Here is a 799-nt window from a genome sequence, read left to right as displayed (position 1 = left end):
TCCGGGTCCAGTGCCGAGGTAGGCTCGTCGAACAGCATTATTTTCGGCTTCATGCACAGCGCGCGGGCAATCGCCACGCGCTGCTGTTGCCCGCCCGACAACTGGCTGGGGTACTTGCCCGCCTGGCTTTCGATGCCCACCTTGTTCAGGTAGAAGCGGGCGCGCTCCTCGGCGTCCTTGCGCGACAGGCCGCGCACGCTCATCGGTGCCAGGGTGCAGTTGTCGAGCACACTCATGTGCGGGAACAGATTGAAGTGCTGGAACACCATGCCGATTTCACTGCGCACCTCGGCGGCCTGGCGCGTGGTCAGCGCCAGGTCGGTGTCATTCACCCGCAGGGTGCCTTTCTCGGCGATCTCCAGGCGGTTGATGCAGCGGATCAGGGTCGACTTGCCCGAGCCGGACGGCCCGCACAGCACGATCCGCTCGCCTTCGCGCACGGTGAGGTCGACGTCGCGCAGGACGTGAAAGTCGCCATAGAACTTGTTCAACCCGTCAATGCTCACCACGACCTTGCGCGGGTCGGGTTGCAGGGCAGGGCGTGCAGCGGCAAGGCTCAGTGGTGCGCTCATGGTGTTGTTCTCCGCGATCTCAATTGAAGCGGTCGGCGCGATAGGGCGCAGGGTCGGTGAAAGGTGTTTGGCCCGTGATCATCTCGGCCAGCAGGCGGCCGCTGACCGGGCCAGGGTGAGGCCATGGTGGGCATGCCCGAAGTTGAACCACAGGCCCTTGTGGCGCGGCGCCGGGCCAATCACCGGGCGCATGTCGGGCAGGCAAGGGCGCCGGCCCAGCCAGGGGG

Annotated in this window: 1 protein-coding gene and 1 pseudogene; both read right to left on the bottom strand. The window is 66.1% G+C overall.

The annotated features are described in order from the left end of the window. Positions 1 to 572: amino acid ABC transporter ATP-binding protein (locus tag G3436_RS23265; protein ID WP_163949988.1), on the bottom strand; the 572-nt coding region annotated here is incomplete at its 3' end. Positions 573 to 591: 19 nt separating this feature from the next. Continuing rightward, a pseudogene (locus G3436_RS23260) lies at positions 592 to 799 on the bottom strand (NAD(P)/FAD-dependent oxidoreductase); the annotation flags it as partial.

It is taken from the genome of Pseudomonas brassicae (assembly GCF_010671725.1).
GTDB classification, from domain to species: domain Bacteria; phylum Pseudomonadota; class Gammaproteobacteria; order Pseudomonadales; family Pseudomonadaceae; genus Aquipseudomonas; species Aquipseudomonas brassicae.
This window is presented reverse-complemented; position numbering and strand designations above follow the sequence as displayed.